The 18,617-nt window shown below is 40.2% G+C and carries 2 protein-coding genes; both read left to right on the plus strand.

Annotated features, from left to right (window positions below; translation table 11 throughout):
• On the plus strand, positions 1-937 hold a 937-nt coding region (locus tag PL11201_RS10310; protein ID WP_159451527.1), incomplete at its 5' end, for a KR domain-containing protein.
• An 84-nt stretch (positions 938-1,021) separates the two neighbouring features.
• The gene (locus PL11201_RS25955; RefSeq protein ID WP_144017725.1) at positions 1,022-18,337 is read left to right on the plus strand and encodes an SDR family NAD(P)-dependent oxidoreductase; all 17,316 of its coding nucleotides are present in this window, start codon (positions 1,022-1,024) and stop codon (positions 18,335-18,337) included.
• The last annotated feature ends 280 nt before the right edge of the window (positions 18,338-18,617 follow it).

The raw sequence follows: 18,617 nt of genomic DNA on the forward strand, positions 1-18,617 counted from the left end.
GAATAGCGATCGTCAAACTTTAAATGTAGTTGTGGAACGAAATGGAAATACTTACGCCAGAAAATTGAAGCAGTTAGATTTACCTCACCAGGTAAGCAGTGTTTTACGCAACAAAGGCGTTTATGTGCTGGCTGGCGGAGCGGGTTACATAGGTGGTATTATAACTCGATATTTAGTACAAACCTATCAAGCAGAAGTTATCTGGCTAGGGAGAAGGGAACATGATGAGTTAATAGACAAAAAAATTGAAGCGATCGCAACTTATGGATCTCGTCCCCAATACATTACCATAAAAAATTGGTCTGAGGAAGAAACCAAAGCAGTGTTCGATCAAATTAAACAAGAAAAGAAAAACATTAATGGTGTGTTTAACTTAGTAATGGTCGCTCAAGGTGTACCTATACACAAGCTTAATAAAGAGCAGTTCCGTGCTGGTTCTTATGATAGCAAAGTTAAATCTGCACTAGCTCTTTACTCTGTACTTAAAAACGAGCCTTTGGATTTTTTAGTGTTCTTCTCCTCCATGCAAAGTTTTGCTCAACGCTTAAAATTTATGTCAGCAAATATGAGTAGTTACATAGCAGGATGTATGTTTCAAGATGCTTTGGCTCATGAAATGAACAAGCAAGTAACCTATCCCATAAAAACCATTAACTGGGGTTATTGGTCACGCCAACAACTAGATGATTCCAACACATATAAACAGTATGAAACCTATCTCGAAAAACAGGGTATTTATGGTCTTAGCGATCGGGAAGGAATGGAAGCCTTAGAACGAATATTAGCTCAGGACTCAGAACAAGTAATCGTGACTAAAGCATCCGATGAAATTTTGAAAAAATTGGGGGTTTTGCACAACAAAAATACTCTAATTGCTTCGTTGCCAGATCGTTCTTCTATGCTTAACCGCTTATTGAGCGAGGCTGATCAATTTTAGGCGATCGCCAATACACCGTTATACAATAAATTTTAGGACTTATTGTTTTTACCAAACTTCAAAAAAAAAGGACATTAATTAATAATGAAACCATCATCAACTCACCCTCGCAAATCAATAGAATTATTTATTGTTAATGGGATTTTGTTAGCTTTAAACACGCTTGGTGTTTGGGAATCCATGACAGATTTGTGTGATATTGAAGAGTTAAGAAAGCAGAGTGGTGTTTTAGACAAATATCGTCGTTTATGGGCTGAAATTATTCAGATTCTCATTCGGGCCGAGAGAGTTAGAGAACACAACTCAAAAATATTGTTAACAGAAACATCCGATCTTCTTGAGCAACAAATTTGCTTGTTTGAACTAGAGAAGGAAGCCGATCGGTTATGTAAATCTCATCCCCAATTAAAGCCACAACTGGATATTCTGATTCCCTGTCTTAAAGAATTACCAGAAATTTTGACTGGTCACAAACAAGCTACAGAAGTTTTATTTGCTCATTCCTCAATGGAACTGGTAGAAGCAATTTATAAAGAGCATCCTTCTTCTGAATATTTCAACCTAAGAGTAGCTGATGTTGTAACTGCTGCCGTACAAAGAACACTGCCAAACCTCAGTCAAAAAGAAAAAATAAATATTTTGGAAATAGGTGCTGGTACTGGTGGCACAAGTACCTTTTTGTTTAAAGCACTTAATCCTTATGGCGATCGATTGCGCTACATTTATACTGATATATCAAAACGCTTTCTAATTCACGCTGAAGAAACTTTTTGTCAGCAATATTCATTTATAGAAACACAGTTGTTAAATATTGAACAAGCTGTAACTGAACAAGGTTTCGATCTAAATAGTATCGATATTGTTATAGCAGCCAATGTTTTGCACGCTACACGCAACATTAGCAGAACTCTGCAAAATGTAAAAACATTACTCAAATGTGATGGGCTTTTAGTTTTAAATGAGTTGTCGGAAGTTTCACCTTTTCTGACAATGACCTTCGGTTTATTGGATGGTTGGTGGTTATATGAAGATGAACAAATTCGTCTACCAGGATCGCCTGCTCTGTCAGCAAAAAAATGGCGGTTAATGTTAGAAAAAGAGCATTTTTATGAAATTATTCTGTTAGATGAAAAAGCTCAATCTTTGGGGCAGCAAATTATCATCGCCCAAAGCGATGGTCAAATAACAAATTCGCCTGTAATTAGCAAAAAAGTAACCACTTTAACCCCTATTAAACAAGAGGAAAAAGCGTTGTTTTTCTTAACAGAAATAGTCGCTTTAGTCGAAGCTAGTCTGATGAGAGAATTGAGCAACTGTATAAAGATTGAACAAAGTCGGCTCAATACTCATACGACTTTTTCAGATTATGGTGTGGATTCTATTTTGATGCTTGCCTTTGTTGATCGGATTAATGAGGCGTTAGGAATTAAGTTAAATCCCTCAGAGTTATTTAATTACGCCACTGTAGAACGTCTGACTGGGTTTATTGTCGATCGCTATCAGAACGAGCTATCTAAACTCATAAAATCCGCCGAAAAACCATCAATTAAAATTCAAGAAAACCAAAGCGAAATTAGCGAAATCAGAGTCACAAAAACAGCGAAAAACCAAAACATAGATATTAGCCAGAGCGATCGGGATCTTCGTGATATAGCAATTATTGGTATGTCAGGTCAGTTTCCTGGCGCAACTAATATTCGGCAATTTTGGCAAAATCTGAAAGCAGGTATTCATAGTGTAGGCGAACTGATAGGCAGTCGTCTTGATATTTCAATGTATAGCCCACAGCCAGCACCAGGAAAATGTTATTGCAAATGGGGTGGAATCTTAGAAGAACAAGCTTATTTTGACCCTTTATTTTTTGAAATTTCTCCTAAAGAAGCCGCCGAGATGAATCCTTCTCAGCGAGTATTTATGCAGGAAGCTTATCGAGCCTTGGAAGATGCTGGTCTTGTGAACGATCAACTTTCACAATTGCGTTGCGGCATTTATGTTGGTTGTGAGCCAAACAGCTATGCTAAACAGGGTTTTACTGGCTCCTCCGAAGCCCTTGTTGCTTCCCGACTCTCTTATTTTCTCAATTTGCAGGGACCAGCTATGGTGATTAATTCTGGCTGTTCATCTTCCTTAGTTGCTATTCATTTAGCTTGTGAAAGTATTCGTCGGGGAGAGAACTATATCGCTCTGGCTGGAGGAGTTTTTACTAATCTAAATAGCGAGTTATTGGTCTGTTTATCTTCGATTGAAATGTTGTCATCTTCTGGAGAATGTCGCACTTTTGATGCGGCTGCTAATGGCACTGTTTTGTCTGAAGGTGTTAGCGTATTGGTGTTAAAAAAATTGCAGAATGCGCTGGATGATGGTGATTTAATTTATGGTGTTATTAAAGGTAGTGGTATTAATCAAGATGGCAGAAGCAATGGTATTACTGCACCTAACGGACTCGCACAAGAAAAATTGATTGAGCGAATTTATCAAGAATTTAATATTAATGCCAGTAAAATTAGTTATATTGAAGCTCACGGTACAGGAACTAAGTTGGGCGATCCTGTTGAAGCGAATGCACTGAAGAAAGTATTTTCTTCTATTAACTCAGAGTCGGGATTCCGTTGTGGTGTAGGTTCGGTGAAATCGAATATAGGACACACGGCTGCGGCTGCGGGTGCGATCGGTTTGGTCAAGGTTTTGTTATGTATGAAACACCGCCAATTGCCTGGTTTAGTACATTTTAATCAACTTAATCCTTTAATTGATTTTAATGATACGGGTTTGTATATTGCCGAGCAATTACAAGATTGGAAAGCCGAGTCAGGTGAACCGCTAATGGCGGGGATTAACTCTTTTGGACACAGTGGAACTAATGCCCATCTCGTTGTTCAAGAAGCGCCTGTGCGATCAATTGCAGACAGCAAAAAACCATTTTATTTAATCTGTTTATCAGCTAAAACAGATGCAGCCCTAAAACAGAAAATCAGCGATTTAAATGAGTATTTGACAAATCAAGAAAAGCCGGGAAGTCTAGGAGCGATCGCATATACCTTAAATACAGGTCGCGCCCACTTGAAAAAACGCTACACTTTTGTCGTTGATTCACTAGCAGCTTTACAAAATTCCCTCAATAGATCTTTAGATAGTTTGATTGGCCGTGAAAAAATGAGTCCGCCAGAACAGGCATTTTGCCAAAAAGTTTTTGATTTGACAGTGACAAATCTTCAGCATACAGGGGATCTCGAAACTGAAGCCGATCGAATCGCTTATAAAGATAACCTAATGGTTTTGGCTAACCTTTATCTCAAAGGTTTTGATTTAGATTGGCAGCGAATTTATAAAGGTGAGATTTATCATCGAGTATCCCTTCCCACCTATCCCTTTGCCAAAGATACTTACTGGATTAGTACACCTAATAAAATTAACTTTACTGAATCAATTGTTCACAAACCAGAACCCAGCAACGATATTAATCAACCGAATATAAAAGATCCAACAAAGTTAGGTGGAAAGTTTTATTTGCCGCAATGGAAACGCCTCGATTTTAAGCGATCGAATTCCAACGATAACCCAAAATCAGTAATAGCATCGGAAACTGTTCTAATTTTTTATCCACCCACAATGTCTGATGTGAAAGATGATATTAAAAAATGCTATGAACAAAATCCTACAAATCAAACGATCGACTTTGAGCTTGGCGATAACTCTTTGTCTAAGTTAAATATTAGCGATCGCGATGCCTTTAAAATCGCTCTGGCATCTCCTCAACTAGCATTAGAAACATTGCTGGAACAAGGTCGAGCCTTAACCATCTACTTTATAATGCCAGAACCGGATAAAACCCTTGATTTAGAATTAAACCTAAAACGCTTTGAGAATAAACAGTCGATCAGTTCGATCGCACTTTTCCGTTTGATTCAAGCACTATTAGCCTATCACTGCTATGCCAACGAACTGACCCTAAAAATCGTGACTCAGCAAACCCAAGCGTGTAAAGCATCGGAGAAGATTATCCCAGATGGTGCAGATGCGATCGGTTTTGTTCAGTCGTTAGCCAAAGAATACGAACTTTGGCAAGTAAGCTGCGTTGATATTAATCGGGAAACATTGTGGACACCCGAACAAAGCCAAAACTTTGCCAAAGCACTAACTGCACTGAAAGCACCAGCGAATGGGCGCGTTTTATGTTGGCGGGAAGGACATTTTTATCAAAATGTTTTCACCCAAGCCAATCTAGCCAGCATTCCGGGAAGTTCCTTCAAAACCCAAGGCGTATATCTGATTATTGGTGGTGCCGGAGGTTTGGGTTTGGTACTCAGCCAGTATTTACGGGAAAACGTGCAAGCGAAACTCGTATGGGTGGGACGGCGTAGCCTTGAGGCTTTGACACCAGAAGCTTTACAACTATTAAAAGCCTCTGGTGCCGAAGTATCCTACCAGCAAGCCGATGTTTGCAATCTTGAGGCAATGCAGCGAGTAATACAGCATACAAAAGCACATTTTGGAACTATTGACGGAGTGATTCATTCAGCTTTGGTTTTGGACGATCGCGCGATCGCCAATATGGATGAGAAAACATTACAAAAAGTACTTGCTCCCAAAGTACAGGGCAATGTGGTGCTTCAGCAAGTCCTAGCCAATGAACCTTTAGATTTCCTATTGTTTTTCTCTGCTGGACAGTCCTTTATGAGCAATCCCGGACAGAGCAACTACGCTGCTGCCTGTACCTTTGAAGATGCTTGGGCACAACACCAGAATCAGCAACAAAACTATCCAGTAAAAATTATCAACTGGGGCTATTGGGGCGAAGTGGGCGTTGTTGCCACTGCTGATTACCGTGAAAGAATGGCTAAACAGGGAGTGCGATCGATTAATCCCCAAGAGGGGATGGAGGTAGTTGAGCGGTGTCTAGCATCTTGCGCCACACAAATTGCTTATTTTAAAGCCCAACCCAGTACTTTAAGCCGTTTTGGTTTAGACAATGCAGGAATCATGTATGAATCTCAGAAAAATGCTTCACTTAGCGGTATTGATTCCGTGATTGCTGCCACCCAATTTTCCTCAATCTCACTGTCAGATAGACAGCGCCATCAACAGGCTTTTCAACAGTTGGATCGTCTTGGTTGTTATTTACTTCTGCATGTATTTCAGACGATGGGTGTATTTTGTCAGCCCGGTGAAAAATATGAAACACAAGCACTAGCAAATAAATTAGCCATTCCAAAACACTATCATCAATTACACAAAGAATGGCTGAACTTGTTGAACAAAGCAGGTTTTATTGAAAAGAATGGTTCGTACATTGAAGTAAAAAACACTCTGCCGAAACAAAACGAAGAACATCAAAACTGGTTAAAACCCTATCCCGAACTAGCATCGTATGAAAAATTGTTACGAATCTGCCTACAGGCTTACCCAGATCTGATTCGGGGATCTGTTGCTGCAACAGATATTATCTTTCCAGAAGCATCGATGGAATTAGTCGAAGGTGTTTATCAGGGAAAAATCTCTGAGGCGCTGAATACTAAAGCCAGAGATGCAGTAGTTGCCTACGTTAAAGCACGCCTAGCCGACTGTCAAAAAGAGTCAGGTTTCATGCCGGAAAAAATTATCTTTTTAGAAGTTGGTGCCGGAATCGGTGGTATGAGTAGCGAAATTTTGCAAGGTTTAGCACCATACGAGCAATATGTAGAATATTATTACACTGATATTTCCGAGCATTTTGTCCAATACGGTCGTCGTCGTTATGGCTCATATTATCCCTTTGTTAGATTTCAACGTTTAGACATTGAGCAAGACTGGGGAAGCCAGAGAGATACTTTACCTGTCTGCGATGTAGTTTTAGCAGCAAATGTGTTGCACGCCACCCAAAATATTCGCAATACAATCCAAAACGTTAAAGCTTTATTAAAACGGCACGGCTTGTTAATTTTAAATGAAGCTACGACTCTGACAAGCTTTGCGACTTTGACTTTCGGGTTATTAGAAGGCTGGTGGTGCTATCAAGATGCCCAAGAGCGGATGTCTGGCGGGCCTTTGTTAAGTGCCCATTCGTGGCATAGTTTGCTGGCAGAGGAAGGTTTCGATCGCGTTGTGTCTCTGGGTGAGCCTGGTGAAAGCGAAATATTGGGACAGCACATTATTGTTGGTCAAAGTGATGGCTGGAGTTTGCGGAAAAATATTTGGGAACATCAAACACAGGAAAATCAAGCAGATCTGAAAATTTTAGACTCTGAGAATGAGGTTAATCAAAGCATTATTACTCCAGTTAAAAACGCCGATCATCCTGCAAAAATAATTAAAAAAGTTGCAGCGGTGATTGGGGAAATTCTTGCAGAGGCACTGGAAATAAAACATACTGCTGTGGAACTTGATGTGCCGTTTTTTGAATACGGTGTGGATTCGATTTTGTCGGTTTCAATTATTAACCAATTAAATAAGCGTTTGGGGATTCGTCTGAAACGTCCTGATTTATTTAATTACACCACTATTGAAACTATGGCGGCGCATATTGTCGAAACCTTTGCTTCTCGCCTTACAGAATCATTAGTAGAAAAAGTAGAACAACCGCCAGTAATAGAACCGGAAAAAGTAGAGACTGCGGTTAAACAAGAACATCCCGAAGGGAAAACTCAAAGCAAGTTTCAAACACCAGAAAACAGTTTACAAAGAAACCTGGAACTGATCGCTATTATCGGAATGTCTGCCTGTGTGCCAGGAGCAGATAATCTGCATACATTCTGGGATAACTTAGTTGCGGGTAAAAATTCTGTGACTCGGATTTCGCGATCGCGCTGGCAACGAGAGTCAATGAATGATTTGCCATTCGAGCTAGATACTTCTGAGTGGCAAGCCGGATTCATGGATAATATTGCTGAATTCGATCCGCTGTTTTTTGCAATTTCTCCCCAAGAGGCGCAATGGATGGACCCGGCGCAGAGACTTTTCTTACAACAGACTTGGGCGGCTTTGGAGGATGCTGGGTATAATCCGCGATCGCTAGAGGGTAGTTCCTGCGCTGTTTTTGCTGGCTGTTCAGCGACAAACTATGGTGTGAAAGAGGGCGAACGTGCGGGTTATGTTTCATACACAATGACTAATAGCGAGGCTATATTGCCTGCTAGAGTTTCATATTTTCTAGACTTGAAAGGCCCCAGTATTCCGATTAATACCGCTTGTTCCTCATCTCTAGTGGCGATTCATCTTGCTTGCGAACAACTTCGTTCTGGGCAAAGTGACATGGCTTTAGCTGGTGGTGCTTCGACGCTGATTGGCCCTGCCTTGCACGTCGGCTTGAAAGGTGCTGGGATGTTATCTCCTGACAGTGTATGTAGAGCGTTCGATCGGGAAGCTAATGGTTTTGTTCTTGGTGAAGGGGTTGGTGTTGTCGTTCTCAAACCTCTATCCTCAGCATTAGCCGACGGAGATTCAATATATGGTTTAATTATTGGTTCGGCTATTAACCAAGACGGAAAAACTAACGGGATTATGGCACCGAACGGTCCATCTCAAACCGCTTTAATTGAGTCGGTGTACCGTAAATTCCAAATAGATCCTAGTGTTATCAGCTATGTTGAAGCTCATGGTACGGGCACGCAACTAGGCGATCCCATAGAGGTAAATGCCCTTACTGCTGCCTATCAAAAATTCACCACCCAAACACAGTACTGTGCTCTAGGCTCAGTAAAAACTAATATTGGTCATACCACTACAGCCGCAGGTGTATGCGGATTAATTAAAACCTTACTGTGTTTAAAAAATCAAAAACTTGTCCCGTCGCTGCACTATAAAGAACCCAACGAAAACATTCAATTTTCACAAAGTCCTTTTTATGTCAATACCCAAGTCAAAGATTGGTTGACCGATAAAGCTAGTATAAGACGTGCGGCTGTGAGTTCCTTTGGCTACAGTGGCACGAACGCTCATTTAGTAGTAGAAGAGTTTGTTGAAACTAGAACAAACACCGCAGTCAAAAATCAACCCGCACTGATTGTATTGTCAGCCAGAAATGAAGAGCGTCTCAAAATTTTGGCTCAGAATCTAAGAGCTTATCTGAATAGATATAATAGCCAAATAGAACTAGCGGATGTAGCTTATACACTTCAGATTGGTAGACAGGCAATGTCAGAACGGTTAGCTTTTGTTGCTAACAGTTTAACGGATGTAGTGAAATATTTAACAGAGTTTATTGAGGGCAAGTCTAATACTCAGGAACTATATCAAGGTAGGGTTAAATCCACAAGTAACAAAAACGATTTACTTTTAGAAGGTGATGCTGGACAAGCTTTTATTGACACCATCTTAAAACAACAGGATTACCGCAAACTTGCTGCTTTATGGGTAGCAGGTACAGGCTTAGACTGGAATTTACTTTATGGTGAAAACCGTCCTCGTCGCATCTCCTTACCTACCTATCCTTTTGCGCGAGAAACTTATTGGTTGGATAAAGTAATAGAAACAAAGACAGAGGATTTGACAAGAGATCAGGTAAAAGAAAAGACTCGTAAAACTGATATTGAACAAAGCACTGAGTTAATGACTTTTGAGGAAGTTTGGCAGGAACAGTCTTTAAGTAATACTCCTATTTCTGTCAGCTACAAAAGTGTAATTTATTTTCTATCTGATTCCGAAAATCGGCAGGCAACGATCGAAGCAATGCAAGCTATTGACCCGAAGATCAATATTATTTTCATCTTGCAAGGTGATACTTATAGCAAACAGTCTGCTCATGTTTATACGGTTGATTCAGCTGATATGGCAAGCTATCGTCAGGTGTTTACAGACATTGATAAAAATTATGGCAAGGTAGATGCACTGTTTTATTTATGGCCGACTGAGGATTCACGTTGCTTGTTTGATCCTTCTGCGATCGCACTTATTTTGCAAGCTCTAGCTAAAAGCACTTTAAAACCTTCCCGATTCCTACTTGTGGCTTCTTTCTCCAATGCCTTAGAACGTTGTTATCTCGAATCCTGGCTTGGGTTTGAACGCTCCTTAAAGCTAATTATGCCTGGAATCCAAGTCACAGGACTTTATCAGGAAAATCCTTGGCAAGGGCAAGCTATTTCTATGCAAGAATGGAGTCAAAAGATCTTCTCGGAACTCAAACAGCCGAAAGCACAAACAGTATTGATTCAAAAACAACAACGCTACGTTTGTCAGATCCAAAAAACTGTATTGAGCGATAGTGATACTGTAGCATCAGCAATCAAACCTGGCGGTACTTATCTGATTACAGGTGGTTGTGGAGGTTTGGGTTTTTTTGTGCAGCAATATCTAGCACAATATTTTCATCAACCTACTAACTCAACAGCAAAAACATCAAACAAAGCCGTTAATTTAATTTTGACTGGTCGATCGCCTTTAGATGAAAAGATTAAAAACAGAATCACCCAACTGGAACAACTGGGAACAAAAGTTGAATATATCCAAGCAGATGTATCCGATGCTCGCGCTATGAGAAATGGCATTGAACAAGCTAAAAATCGCTTTGGCAATATAAATGGTATTTTTCATATCGCTGGTATTGCTGGTGATGCAAGTATCCTCGATAAAACTATCGATGCTTTTCAAAAGGTGTTATCGCCTAAAATTGCGGGAACTTTGATCCTTGATGATCTGTGCCGCGATCAACCGCTTGATTTTGTTTGCTATTTTTCCTCTTCTGCGGCAATATTGGGCGACTTTGGTACTTGTGACTATGCCATTGGCAATCGTTTTCAAATGGCATTCGCTGCCTATCGCAATCAATTACAACAGCAGGGTATCCGCCAAGGTAAGACAGTAGCAATAAATTGGCCGCTTTGGAAAGAAGGCGGAATGGGCTTTAATACAGATGAAAATACTACAATGTATTTGCGCTCTAGTGGTCAGCGGGCATTAGAAACTGAGGAAGGTTTGGCAATTTTAGATAAAATCCTGCGCCAAAATAAACCACAGTATATGGTATTAGTCGGACAGCCAAACCGAATTTATGGCTTTTTAGGACTGACTCAAACTTCCTTAAATAAATCAATTGTGAATCAATCAATTGTAAGTCAAGCATCGACGCGATCGCAGCTAAGAGGCTTGAGTCTGGAAGAGTCAGTATTATGGGATTTAAAAAATATTATTGCCGACCAACTGAAAGTACCTTGGGAACAGATCGATCGAGAAAGTAATTTAGCTGATTTTGGCTTTGATTCCATTAGCTTATTGAATTTTGCGACACGCCTTAGCGAACACTATCAACTGGAAATAACACCTGCTTTGTTTTTTAGTTATTCCACTTTGGAAGCACTTTCGCAATATTTTTTAAGCGAACATAGCAAGTTTATCCAAGGTTTTTATCAAGAAAAGGTAAAAACAGAAATAGAAAATGATGTGATGCCAAGTTCTTCCCAAGAAGTTGCTCCCCCCAAAATAGATGATCCTATCGCGCCTAGTGCAACACCGGAGGCGATCGACAATGAACCCATTGCCATTATTGGGATGAGTGGTAGATTTCCTAAAGCTTATAATATTGAACAAATGTGGAATATCTTAGCAGAAGGTAAATGTGCTGTAGAAGAAATTCCGCCCAATTATTTTGACTGGCGCAAGTATTATGGAAACCGTAGTCAAAACACCAATAAAACTAACGGAAAATGGTGTGGCTGTATTCCCGGAGTTGCCGAATTCGATCCCCTATTTTTCCAAATTTCCCCACGAGAAGCAGCAAACATAGACCCCCGGCAAAGACATTTATTACAAGAGTGTTGGAATGCTTTGGAAGATGCTGGATATGGCTTCCATCATCTCAATAACCAAAAAATTGGTACTTTTGTTGGTGCTGAAGAAGGGGATTATTATCTGCGTGTTAAAGAGGGAAACATCACCTCTAATCATTCAAGTATTCTCGCCGCTCGTTTGGCTTATTTCTTAAATTTGAAAGGGCCAACAATGACGATTAATACTGCTTGTTCCTCCTCGCTTGTGGCGGCGCATCAAGCTTGTTTGAGTTTACGGCAAGGCGAATGCGATGCAGCAATAGTAGCAGGTGCAAATCTGATGCTGACACCCTACGGCTATATCAGCATGGCGCAAGCAGGTATGCTGTCTAATGATGGTTGTTGTTATGCGTTCGATCGACGTGCTAATGGTTTAGTACCGGGTGAAGCAGTTGTAGTGGTTGTTCTGAAGCGTTTAAGTCGGGCACTGACTGACGGCGATCCGATTCATTCGTTAATTTTGGCTAGTGGCGTTAATTATGATGGGAAAACTAATGGTATTACTGCACCTAGCGGCGTTTCACAGGCTGAGTTAGCGACGGATGTTTATCAACGAGCTAAGGTTAGTCCACAGGATATTGATTACATTGTGACTCATGGGACTGGTACTAAGTTAGGCGATCCTGTGGAACTAAACGCACTTAATGAAGTATTTAAGGTTAGCGAACATCCCTGTGCGATCGCTTCTAATAAAACCAATTTTGGTCATACTTTTTCGGCTTCAGGTCTTGTTAGTCTTGTCAGTTTGGTGCAAGCACTTCGTCATGAAATTATTCCGAAAAGCCTGAATTTTGCTCAGGGAAATGAGTTTATTTCCGGGGATAAAAGTTCTCTCTATGTCAATACGGCTAATCAACCTTGGATCGATCGACCAAACAAAAAACGCATTGGTACGGTGAGTGCTTTTGGGATGAGTGGCACAAATGCCTTGATGATAGTTCAGGGCTATCGACTCAACAGAAAAAAACAGCGGCTAGCCCCACCTTATTCGCTGCTTGTTTTGTCAGCAAAAACTGAAGAAGCACTGCAACTTAGAGTTAAGGCTATGATTCAGTTCTTGCAAGATGGAGTGGCTGATGATGTCACATTGGAGGATATTAGTTATACTTTGTTTGCAGGTCGTCATCATTTTCAATACCGTTTGGCGATCATAGCTCAAGATGTAGCTGATGCTATTTATAGTTTGACAAAATCAGAGGATTCAGAGCAAAACTTTCATATTTTTCACGGTAAAGTACCTACCGAATTTCGTGGTCAAAAGGCGATCAGCAATTATATAAATGAATTACTGGAAAAAGTTCGCATATCGTCCAATGATGAAAACTTGTACTGGGAAAATCTTTTGGTTTTAGCTAGTTTTTATTGCCAAGGCTATGATATTCCTTGGTCTATGCTGTATGGTGCTACACCGCCATCTCGGATTAATCTTCCTGGTTATCCATTTTCCCGCCAACATTTCTGGCTAGATTTCTCCCCAGAATATAATGAGCAAGTAACTACCGAAATCTCTGTTACCGAGTCGCAGAAACCAACAGTTAATGAACAAAAATCTCTCCAAGAACTTAGCTATCTTTTAAAATGGGAGCAACAGCCACAAATAAAAACTAAGATCGAAGCAAATCAGGTTGTTTTATTGGTTTATTTTGCATCTACATCGCAATTTGAAAAAACGCTCTTTAACTTCTTCCAGCAACAGAATGTATCCCAAGCGATCGAAATTCAATTAGGACTGGAAACTAAACAGGTATCAGAAAATAAATGGTATTGTGATGTCAACAACCCTAATGGCTTTCAGACTTGCTTACAAGGATATTCACAGATTGATAGCGTTTACTTTCTTTGTCTTGATGGCTTCCCAAGCACGATCGAAGAAAGCGAAATTCAGTTGTTGCGGCTTGTTAAAGCACTGAAACAATGTCTACAGAATAATGCTTTTATTGATTGTGTTCTCCTGACCTTGGATAACTATCGTGTAGATAACAGTGCAACAATTCCTAATCATGGTGGTATTAGTGGTCTTGGATACTCAGTGGCGCAGGGCGATCATCGTTTTCGCGTCAGAAATATTGACTTGTCACGGGAAGATTTGGCTAGTGCAGAAAAACAGCAAGCCCTACCAAGTATGATATTAAGCGAAACTCCCTCCGATCGAGGTGATGTAACCAAGTTGCAGGCTGGCTGGCGCTACAAACAGCGTTTTTTCAAGCTTGATTGGCAAGCTTTGTCAGCAGTGCATTCACGGGTAGGGGGTTTAAAAGTTGGTGGTGTTTATGTTTTGATGGGAGGAGCGGGAACTGTTGGCACGATTATTTCCCGCTATCTGATCCAAAAATATCAGGCTAAAGTGGTTTGGCTGGGTCGTAGTCCGCTGACTTCTGCTGCTGTACAGGAAAAGTTAAAAGCGTTCCAGGCAATAGATGAAAAGAGCGTTCCAGTTTATATTCAGGCTGATGTTACCGATCGCTTGTCCATGATTCAAGCTGTCGCAAAAATCAAACAACATTATCCTCAAATTAATGGTGCTATTTTCTCCGCACTGGTATTTAAGTTTGATAATTCGATCGCTCAGACCAGCGAGGTAGACTTTAATGAGGTCTTAGATACGAAGAAAAAAGGCGCACCATATTTTTATGAGGCATTCAAAAATGAAGCCTTAGACTTTATGTGTTATTTTTCATCGGTTCAAGCTTTTTCCTTTTTATCCTCTCGTGATAGTGCGGGATATGCATCTGGAATCACTAGTGCTGATACTTTTGTACATTCAATAGACAATAGTGCAGCCTTCCCTGTAGGTATTATTAATTGGGGTTACTGGCAAGCATCACTGGCAGGCACCGAAACAGAGAAGCGTTTGATTGGTCATTATAATTTAATTTCTGATAGTCAGGGTTGCGAATTTTTTGATGAATTTGTATATCTACTCAGAGCAGGACTTGTTAAACAAGTAATTTGTTTAGGTGCTTCAAAAGCTGTGGAGGGATTAATGGGATGTGATCGAACCCAGATAATTACTCTCAACAAACCTGAAGCAGATTCTTGGATTCACAGTCTTTTCTCTGAGAATGAGACAAATAAAGATACCAGTGAACAGGCAGAAATAGCACGTCTTTTAGATAAAGATTTCAGGAACGAACTTAACGATTGGTTACTACGTTTGTTGTTTGTCCAACTCCAAAAAATGGGGATATTTTTAATCCCAGGTGAGCAGAAAGAAAGTCAGGATTGGCAAAAACAAGCTGGGGCGATCAAAAAATATAGCCGTTGGTGGCATGAGTGCTGCTTAATATTATTGGAAAACTATGGTTATGTCAGGCTTGAAGGTGAACGAGTTGAGGTTGCTACTCATATCAAAATAGATGAAGCGGACAAAGTTTGGCAAGGTTGGGAAAATTATCGAAACTCATTTTTTGACCAGCCAGAAAAGAAAGCTGCGATCGATCTATTAGATAGCTGCCTGAGAAACTTGCCACAAATTCTGCGGGGAAACATCCAAGCTACGGATATTCTTTTTCCTAAATCTTCAATGGAAAAAGTAGAAAATATGTATCAAAGGAATGCGCTATCTGACTATTTTAATAACTTTGTTGCTAAAACTGCCGAAGCTTATATTCGTCAGCGGATTCAGGCAGATCCACAAACCAGAATTCGGATTTTGGAAATAGGTGCAGGTACGGGGGGAACTACGGCATTAGTTTTGCCACAACTGCGATCGGTTCAGAATGCTATAAATGAATATTGTTATACTGACCTTTCCAAAGCCTTTTTAATCCACGCCCAAAAAACGTATGGTCTAGATTATTCCTATTTGAATTACAAGCAACTTAATATTGAACAAGCGTTAGCGCCCCAAGGAATAGAGCCTGGTACTTATGATATTGTCATCGCTACCAACGTCTTGCACGCAACCAAAAATATTAGGCAAACACTTCGTAATACTAAAACAGCACTGAAACGTCATGGCTTATTATTGCTCAATGAAGTAGTTGAAAAATCAATTATTGGCACATTAACCTTTGGTTTATTAGATGGCTGGTGGCTGTATGAAGATGAAGACTTACGCATCTCAGGTTCTCCACTAATTAAGCTTGAAAATTGGCTGAAGATTTTAAAAGAAGAAGGATTTATTTCGACTTTGTTGCCAGCGCAAGCTGCCTATGAATTAGGGCAGCAAGTGATAGTTACCGAAAGTGACGGTTTTGCGATCGTAGACAAGCAGAATACAGAGCAGTCAAATCAAGTCGAATCATCCCCGAAATCTACAATACCTGTAGCACCGGAAGTACCTTTGACTCAAGACCAACTTTTAGAGCAAAAACAATCTGTGTCAGAGATTTCTGCCGAAAAACTTCGGGAATATGTAGCTCAAGTAATTCTGAAATATCTTGCCGAAACTTTAGATATGGCACAAGCGAGTATCGATCGGCAAGTGTCATTTTCTGACTATGGTATTGATTCCATTCTTGGCATTGGTTTTATTGACAATCTTGCCAAAGAATTCGGAATTACCATGAATACTGCTATTTTGTTTGATTACACAAACATTAAACATCTGAGTAATTATTTGGTAGATACTTATGGAGAAATAATTCAAAACAAACTGCCAAAAAATCGCGTACCGTTGGTCGATCACAACCTCAGTCCCGATCCAAAAACTAAAGTAGAAAAGACGCTAAATAGTGAGCCGGAAAATCAGCCAGAAAAGCTAGCGTCTAACGAACACAAAACAGAAATAAGTAAAGAAATCGCTGTTATTGGTATGTCAGGTCAATTCCCTAAAGCAAAAGACATTGATACATTTTGGCAAAATCTTATTCAAGGGCATGATGGTGTTACTGAGTTGCCAGAAAATTATCTGAGTCCAGATTTGTTTAGTTCAGACAAACAAGCAGGAAAAACCTATTGTAAATGGGGGGGTATTTTAGAGCAGCGAGATTGTTTTGATCCACTGTTTTTCAACATCACCCCCAGAGAAGCTGAATCAATGAATCCTCATCAGCGTTTAATTATGAGTGAAAGTTGGAAAGCACTAGAAGATGCAGGTTACAATCCGAAAAACTTAGAAAATTCTCGTGTTAGCGTATTTATTGGTGCTGAATCTACCAACTACACTCACGAAACCTTTACTGGTTCTTCCGATGCCATTGTTGCCTCCCGCTTATCCTACTACCTCAACCTAAAAGGACCCGCTTTGGTGGTCAATACTGGTTGCTCGTCTTCTGCACTAGCGATTCATTTAGCCTGTGAAAGTTTACGTAGTGGTGAGTCGTCGATGGCAATAGCAGGGGGAGTTTTTGCCACTCTTCAAGAAAAAGCACTTGTTACATTGTCACAGATTGAAATGTTAAGTTCTACTGGTCGCTGTCGGACTTTTGATAAATCCTGTGATGGTACGGTGTTATCTGAAGGTGTTGGTGTGGTTGTGTTGAAGCGACTTAATGATGCAATCAGAGATCAAGACCCTATTTATGGTGTTATTCAAGCTTCTGGTGCCAATCAGGATGGTGCAAGCAATGGTATTACGGCTCCCAGTGGTCTGTCGCAAGAAGAACTAGTGACATCTGTTTATCGGCAATATCAAATTAACCCAGAAACCATTAGTTATATTGAGGCTCATGGAACTGGTACAAAATTAGGGGATACAGTTGAGGCTAATGCGTTGAAGCGGGCTTTTAAACAGTTTACTAATAAAACGCAATTTTGTGCGCTGGGCAGTGCCAAATCTCATATTGGTCATACTGGTGCTGCCTCTGGTGTTATTGGGTTAATAAAAATTTTATTGTCGATGCGCGATCGTCAACTGCCTAAAATGCTATATTTTGAAGAACTCAATCCAGCGATCGAATTAGAAAATTCTGCGTTTTATATCAATACTCAGCACATTGAATGGACGAGCAAAGGTGAGCCATTAACCGCAGCATTGAATTCTTTTGGTCATAGTGGTACTAATGTTCATCTTGTAGTTCGGGAATATCAGTCAGTACCTCAGATAAAAATCGAAGCGGAATCAGTTCTGATTCCTCTATCTGCAAAAACGCCGGAATGCCTTAAAGCTTATGCGGAAAAATTAGCAGTGTTTTTGGAAAACCGACATTTAAGTAGAACCACAAGCGAAGAAATCAGCCTCACTGATTTAGCATTTACACTCCATCTGGGACGCGAAGCGATGCGAGAACGCTGCATTTTTTTAGTCAGAAATATCCCGAATTTAATCGCACAATTAAATGCTTTTGCAAAAGATGAAGCTCTAAAAGATTCGAGTTGGTATGCCAGAGTTGGACAGAGCAAGAATAATCATCTTTTCGCTGATGATGAGTCTGAGCAAATTATCGCTCAATGGATACAAAAAGGAAAATTGGAAAAAGTAGCTGCTGCCTGGGTACAGGGGATTAGTATTGATTGGTCATTATTTTATCGCGAACTTACAGCACGTAAAATTCATATCCCAACCTATCCTTTTGCACAGGAACATTATTGGAAGCCTGAACAGCAAAGTATTGCCGAGAAAACTGTTAGTGAAACGAACCAAAAAATTACTGTCCCGGAAACAAGTGCTGTGACCTTCGGAACACTTATACTTCACCCGTGTCGTGTAGGGGTAGATATAGCGAAGCTGTCACCAGGGGCGTGCGACATGAAGTTATCTACTATGTCATTGGAAGGATAATATTGCCGTTTCGGCAAGTTTATCCTTCCAATTGACTCCGGCAAATATATGCTTCCAATTGGATTGGAGATGCTCTAGCATCTCACACGAATATACGACTCACAACTAATGCCTTGTTTTTCTTGGGTACTGAGGTAAAGCTTTTACCTCCAAGTCTCCTTGGCACTGGCTTGAGTGCTTGACTTAATCTTACTTCTTCATCTTTTGAAAAAATCTTAAATTTTTGGCAGCTTTATGGTTCCATTTTTAGTTAACGGCAATCTTATGCTTCCAACTGTTG

The organism is Planktothrix sp. PCC 11201, assembly GCF_900009135.1.
Lineage (GTDB): Bacteria > Cyanobacteriota > Cyanobacteriia > Cyanobacteriales > Microcoleaceae > Planktothrix.